This window comes from Bartonella sp. AD328YNZD (assembly GCF_042196425.1).
Window position 1 is genome coordinate 1 of sequence record NZ_JBHIQG010000115.1, and the last position, 6757, is coordinate 6757.

General features: G+C 38.8%; 7 protein-coding genes and 1 pseudogene. 4 read left to right on the forward strand and 4 right to left on the reverse strand.

Going from position 1 to position 6757, the window contains the following annotated elements; genetic code table 11:
• The 4 genes from ACFIO3_RS06680 to xth form a co-directional block, all read right to left on the reverse strand.
• Positions 1-452: ABC transporter permease subunit (locus ACFIO3_RS06680; RefSeq protein WP_375704229.1), on the reverse strand; the 452-nt coding region annotated here is incomplete at its 3' end.
• Between the two features lie 2 nt (positions 453-454).
• Positions 455-1207: an amino acid ABC transporter permease gene (locus ACFIO3_RS06685; protein ID WP_375615102.1), complete on the reverse strand. Its 753-nt coding sequence runs from the start codon at positions 1205-1207 to the stop codon at positions 455-457.
• A 141-nt stretch (positions 1208-1348) separates the two neighbouring features.
• Positions 1349-2254 (reverse strand): transporter substrate-binding domain-containing protein, encoded by a 906-nt coding sequence (locus ACFIO3_RS06690; RefSeq protein WP_375607438.1) that lies wholly within the window; start codon positions 2252-2254, stop codon positions 1349-1351.
• 125 nt (positions 2255-2379) lie between these two features.
• Positions 2380-3162: an exodeoxyribonuclease III gene (gene xth, locus ACFIO3_RS06695; RefSeq protein WP_375615103.1), complete on the reverse strand. Its 783-nt coding sequence runs from the start codon at positions 3160-3162 to the stop codon at positions 2380-2382.
• A 487-nt stretch (positions 3163-3649) separates the two neighbouring features.
• Here xth and rpsL point away from each other — a divergent pair, with 487 nt between their 5' ends.
• The 4 genes and pseudogenes from rpsL to ACFIO3_RS06715 all read left to right on the forward strand — a co-directional run.
• Positions 3650-4021: a 30S ribosomal protein S12 gene (rpsL, locus tag ACFIO3_RS06700; protein ID WP_005773262.1), complete on the forward strand. Its 372-nt coding sequence runs from the start codon at positions 3650-3652 to the stop codon at positions 4019-4021.
• Between the two features lie 18 nt (positions 4022-4039).
• Entirely contained in the window at positions 4040-4510 is a 471-nt protein-coding gene (gene rpsG, locus ACFIO3_RS06705) for a 30S ribosomal protein S7 (protein ID WP_273791452.1), read from the forward strand.
• Between the two features lie 24 nt (positions 4511-4534).
• The gene (gene fusA / locus ACFIO3_RS06710; RefSeq protein WP_375607436.1) at positions 4535-6619 is read left to right on the forward strand and encodes an elongation factor G; all 2085 of its coding nucleotides are present in this window, start codon (positions 4535-4537) and stop codon (positions 6617-6619) included.
• A gap of 62 nt (positions 6620-6681) precedes the next feature.
• A pseudogene (locus ACFIO3_RS06715) lies at positions 6682-6757 on the forward strand (elongation factor Tu); the annotation flags it as partial.

Consider the following 6757-nt stretch of genomic DNA (forward strand, 5'->3'; position numbering starts at 1 on the left):
TGCCAATATGTCATTCCAAGAGCTTTCCCCGCATATTTTTGTCCTTGCGAAACTGAATTTATGCCAGCACGCATAATCTCAGCAAAATAAGCCGTTTCAAATGCGGTAAAGGTAATGAGTGCTGATTTATTTGCACCGATGGATATACCGGTTAAAAAAGGCAGAAGCACGAAAAACCATAAGATAACCATCACAAGGGGTATTGAACGCATAGCTGTTATGTAACTGATTGCAAACCAAGAAAGAAGTTTTATGGAAGAAAGGCGCATCATTGCTAAAAGCGTACCGAAAACAAATCCCAACACCGTTGCAAAAAGAGTTAGAAAAACGCTAAAGAGTAAACCTGATAAAATGTAAGAACGAAATACATCAAAGGTAAAAAAGGAAAAATCAAAGTCGGAAAAATTGAAAGGAGAATAAAATCCAAACTGAGAGCTTATGAAATTCATCATATTCAATTTCCCTTTGTTTGAAAATTAGGAATTTTGAGTATTTGTTCAATGACTGTCATCACAATGAATACAAATAAGGCTATTAGAATATAAAGAGCCGTAACAAGTAAATAATTTTCGTAAACATGGCTTACCTCTTCAATTGCTTGGTATTGAAATTGCATGAGCTCATTTATTGAAACGGCGAATGCTATAGACGAATTTTTCACAATCCCCATTGCTTCTGAAGTAAGAGGTGGCATAATTGCACGTATAGCACGTGGTAGAATAATATAGCGATAACTTTGATAAGTTGTAAACCCCATTGCCATAGCAGCATAGCGTTGTCCAGAAGGAATCGCTTCAATGCCTGAACGAATCTGTTCAGCAATGCGTGCAGATGTAAAGAATCCCAATGCGCATGTTATTAAGAGAATGGGGGAAAATTTCATCGCTGGTGGATAAATCTTCGGAACAACAAAATACCACAAAAACACTTGTACAAGGAGGGGAATATTACGCATAATCTCTACCCAAATAGTACCGATAGTGCGAAATATATAATTGATTATGGATGTTTTGGGTAAAGTGCGCATTGTTCCTATAATAACACCACACAATACAGCTAATATAAGTGAAGTGATAGACAATATAACCGTATTTTTAAAGCCATCGAGAAGTGTATCTAAATAGGTATGGCTCACGCCGGGAGTCCCCAAGCATCCTGTTACCAATGTTTGAGTAAGGTCATCTCTACAAAGGAAAGAAAAGTCCATTAATTGATATTCCCTCAAATTAGTCATTCACAAATAGGGCAATAAACCAAGCATATCTACATAGGCCAAATTTATTAAAAAGTGAATTAAAATATAAACCACACTCAATTTCAAAAGAGTGTGGTTCTTCTTTATTAGATTCTATAAATCTTTTTCTGCGTAGCTTTCTCGAGGCTTATTATTTGGGTGATCCCAAGCATATCTTGTTTGTTTTGATAAGGGAAGGTTCATAACAGTGTTAGCAGGTGGGATCGGTTTCATAAACCACTTATTATAAAGCTTTTCCAGTGATTCATCTTTAATCTGACGTACGATACTATCGTTGATTGTTTGTTCAAATTTTTTGTCATGTAATCTGAGCATACAGGCAATAGGTTCGACTGAAAGTACAGTATCAAGAATGACATAATCAGATGGATTCTTTGATTTAGCAATATGTCCAGCAAGAATTGAAGCGTCCATGACAAAAGCATCTGCCTTACCAGATTCTAATAATAAAAAACTATCTCCGTGATCTTTCCCCTTTAAAACCTTAAACTGAATGTTTTTTGCACGTTTATTTTTACGAATAAGTTGAACAGATGTTGTACCGGTGGTCGTTGCAACTGTTTTTCCCTTTAAATCCTCAAGAGATTTAATGTTAGAGTTTTTCTTTACAGCAATCCGAACCTCTTCAATGTATGTCGTATAAGCAAATGCTGCTTCTTTACTGCGAGCAATATCATTTGTTGTTGAGCCGCACTCAAAATCATAGGTTTTATTTTTTAAGAGAGGAATTCTATTTTGAGAAGTGATGGGAAGATAATGAATTTTAATTGGTTTACCAATTTTTTTTGAGATATCATCAATGATCCGTTCTGCCATTTCTGTATGAAAACCTACATATTTATTATTACCAAGGGCGTAGGCTAAACCAGACGATTCACGGACACCTAAAGTAATTTCCCCTGTTCGTTTTATTTTTTCAAGAGTATCATGTTCAGCATGTGCGACACTTGTAAATCCAATGGCCGTTGCTGCAATAAGCATTAACAATGATTTCTTCATTTATGTCCTCCATTCATTTATTTTTTATTTTAGGTACTTAAAATATACTGTTTATATGCTGTAGCATAGTTATTATTTTTGAGTGGAATTTTTTTGTTGTCTCATGAAATGAGGATTGTACTTTCTTAATTGATATTAAGGTGAATCCAAACAGGAACGTGGTCGGATGGTTTTTGATATCCCCTTACTTCTGTTTGACTATGAGCGCAAATTAATTGATCAACAGCTTCTGGTGATAATAATAAATGATCAATGCGAATCCCATTATTTTTAGGCCAAGCACCCGCCTGAAAATCCCAAAAACTGAAGGAGGGAGTATCGGTGACATTCCGGATAGCATCATAAAAACCTAAATGAAGAATACATTGGAATGCTTTTCTTGTTTCTCGAAGAAATAAGGCATCTTGATACCATTCTTGAGGTTTTTTTGCATCTAATGGAGTGGGGATGACATTATAATCACCTGCTAGAATAAGAGGTTCTTCATATACAAGTAATGATTTTGCATGTGTATATAATCTTTCCATCCATTCTATCTTATAGGAATATTTTTCACTCTCAATAGGATTCCCATTTGGCAAATAGAGAGATGCAACACGAACAACACCTTTGTTTGTTGAATAAACAGCTTCAATGTAACGTGTTTGTTTATCATTATCATTGCCTGGTAATCGACGGATCACTTCATCTGGTGTTTTTTTAGAGAGAATCGCAACGCCATTAAAACTTTTTTGTCCGTGTGTTTCTATATGGTAACCTAAATTTTCAATTGTATCGCGTGGAAAATTTTCATCAATACTTTTAATTTCCTGTAAACAGACTATGTCCGGTTGGCTTTGCTGCAGCCATTGACATAATGTTTCATGTCGCGCTTTTATTCCAGCAATATTCCACGTTGCTATTTTCATGGTGCTCATCATTAGATATCAAATATGCAATTCAATTTACTGCATTTATGTTTTACTACAGTCACATCTTTTTTGTTTATAGGGGATATTACTATGGTAAATTAATTTATCAAGAGTAGCGGTAAAAGCAAATTTAAAGCTTTAAAATTTAATTTATTTTCATTTTTAAAAAACTTTCTGCTGTTTAGTTCTTGACGAATGTACGTGTTCTCGCTATTAGGAATGAACATAACCGATGTGGATGTAATCAGGTGTTTTGGATATGAGCCGGAAAATTATTCACAGGTGTTAAGAAGATTAAAAGCAAATGCTAGTGCAAAAGGCTATTGCCTTCTCTGCTTATGGTCGGGTGAACTGTTTTGTGCAGGTGTGCCCGATTTTGTGTGTAGACTTAGATATCTGTTCCGATTTTGTTGGGGTGGATGGAAATTAAGATAGAAAAGCCCGATTGGGTAAGACGAATGTAGATCGAAAAGAGGAAGGTTGCATGCCTACCGTAAACCAGTTGATTCGAAAGCCGCGTGTGGCGCCAGTTAAACGTAATAAGGTTCCTGCTCTGCAGTCGAATCCGCAGAAGCGTGGTGTTTGTACGCGTGTTTATACAACAACACCGAAGAAGCCTAATTCTGCTCTTCGTAAGGTTGCTAAAATTCGCTTGACGAATGGATTTGAGGTGATTGGTTATATTCCTGGAGAGGGACATAATCTTCAAGAGCACTCTGTTGTAATGATTCGTGGTGGTCGTGTGAAAGATTTGCCAGGAGTTCGTTATCACATTATTCGTGGTTTGCTTGATACACAGGGTGTCAAGAATCGTAAACAGCGTCGTTCGAAGTATGGCGCAAAGCGTCCAAAATAATATTGAGAGACAAAGCCAATGTCCCGTCGTCATAGAGCAGAAAAGCGTGAGATTAATCCAGATCCAAAATTTGGTGATTTGGTTATTATGAAATTTATGAATGCCATTATGTTTGATGGTAAAAAATCAGTTGCAGAGCGTATTGTTTATGGTGCGCTTGATTCTGTAGAAAAAAGAGTAAAAACAGATCCTGTGGCTCTATTTCATCGAGCTTTAGAGAATGTTGCTCCTCATATTGAGGTTCGTTCACGCCGTGTTGGTGGTGCTACTTATCAAGTTCCGATTGATGTTCGTCCTGATCGTCGTCAGGCTCTTGCTATTCGTTGGTTGATTGCGGCGGCACGTGGTCGAAATGAAACGACGATGGTTGAGCGTTTATCTGGTGAATTGATGGATGCGGCTAATAATCGTGGTTCTGCCGTGAAAAAGCGTGAAGATGTTCATCGTATGGCTGAAGCTAATCGTGCTTTTTCTCACTATCGCTGGTAGAAGTTTTAAACTAAGGCAAATATAATGGCTCGCGAATATAAAATTGAAGATTATCGTAATTTTGGTATTATGGCGCATATTGATGCTGGTAAGACTACGATGACTGAACGTATTCTGTTCTATACCGGTAAGAATCATAAAATTGGCGAGACCCATGATGGTGCTTCTACAATGGATTGGATGGAGCAGGAGCAGGAGCGTGGTATTACGATTACGTCTGCTGCGACAACGACATTTTGGGAAGGGCAGGACGGTCGGAAGCGTCGCTTTAATATTATTGATACGCCAGGGCACGTTGATTTTACGATTGAAGTTGAGCGCTCTTTGCGTGTTCTTGATGGTGCAATAGCCTTGTTGGATGCAAATGCTGGTGTGGAGCCTCAGACGGAAACTGTTTGGCGGCAAGCTGAAAAATATCGTGTGCCTCGTATGGTTTTTGTTAATAAAATGGACAAAATAGGAGCTGATTTCTATCGTAGTGTGGAGATGGTTGGCTCTCGGTTGGGTGCTAAAGCGCTTGTTTTGCAGTTGCCGATTGGTGCTGAAAATGACTTTGAAGGTGTTGTTGATCTTGTAGAAATGAAGGCTTTAAAGTGGGATGGTTCTATTGGTGCCTCGGCGGTAATAAGTGAAATTCCCTCTGATTTAAAGGAGAAAGCTGAAGAATATCGCGAGAAATTGATTGAGATGGCCGTGGAGGTTGATGAAGCTGCGACAGAGGCTTATTTGGAAGGTGTTATGCCAACCAATGAGCAACTTGTTTCTCTCATTCGTCGGGGGACAGTAGAAGTTCAATTTCATCCGGTTCTTTGTGGTACGGCTTTTAAAAACAAGGGGGTGCAGCCACTTTTGGATGCTGTTGTTTCCTATCTTCCTTCTCCAATTGATATCCCGGCGATTAAGGGTATTGATGTAAAGACTGAGGCTGAGACGACACGCGAATCTTCTGATGATGCTCCGCTATCTATGCTTGCTTTTAAAATTATGAATGATCCTTTTGTTGGTTCGTTGACGTTCTGTCGTATTTATTCTGGTAAAGTTCAGAAGGGTATTTCTCTTGAGAATACTGTGAAGAAGAAGAAGGAACGTTTGGGGCGTATGCTTCAAATGCATTCAAATTCTCGTGAGGATATTGAAGAGGCATTTGCTGGTGATATTGTTGCTCTTGCAGGGCTTAAGGAGACGACAACGGGTGATACTCTTTGCGATCCTTTGAAGCCTGTTATTTTGGAGCGGATGGAATTTCCTGAACCCGTTATTGAGATTGCAATTGAACCGAAAACAAAAGCAGATCAAGAAAAAATGGGGATTGCTCTTAATCGTTTAGCGGCGGAAGATCCCTCGTTTCGTGTTAAATCGGATGAAGAATCAGGTCAAACTATTATAGCTGGAATGGGTGAACTTCATCTTGATATTATTGTCGACCGTATGCGGCGCGAGTTTAAAGTTGAAGCAAATGTTGGGCAGCCTCAAGTTGCTTATCGTGAGTCAATTACTAAAATGGCGGAAATTGATTATACGCATAAGAAACAATCGGGTGGTGCCGGTCAATTTGCTCGTGTGAAAATTGTTTTTGAGCCTCATGATGGTGATGATTTTATTTTTGAGTCAAAGATTGTTGGTGGTGCTGTTCCTAAAGAATATATTCCTGGTGTCCAAAAAGGGATTGAGAGTGTTATGGGGTCAGGTCCTCTTGCGGGCTTTCCTATGCTTGGTGTAAAAGCGACTCTCATTGATGGTGGCTATCACGATGTTGATTCTTCGGTTTTGGCTTTTGAGATTGCTGCTCGTGCGGCTTTTCGTGATGGGGCAAAGAAGGCTGGTGCACAGCTTCTTGAACCGATCATGAAGGTGGAAGTTGTTACACCAGATGATTATGTTGGTGATGTTATTGGTGATCTCAATTCTCGTCGGGGACAGATTTCAGGAACTGAAGCACGCGGCATTGCAACGGTTGTGAATGCAATGGTTCCTTTAGCAAATATGTTTGGTTATGTGAATACTCTTCGCTCTATGAGTCAGGGGCGTGCGCAGTATACAATGCAGTTTGATCATTACGAGCCTGTACCTTCGGCTGTTGCTTTGGAGATTCAAAAGAAATACGCGTAATTTCAGGTTGGTAATTAATTTTTAACTTAGTCCTTGGTTTGGACGGAAAATGGAGAGCTCAAATGGCGAAGAGCAAGTTTGAACGAACAAAACCGCATGTTAATATTGGTACGATTGGTCACGTTGATCATGGGAAGA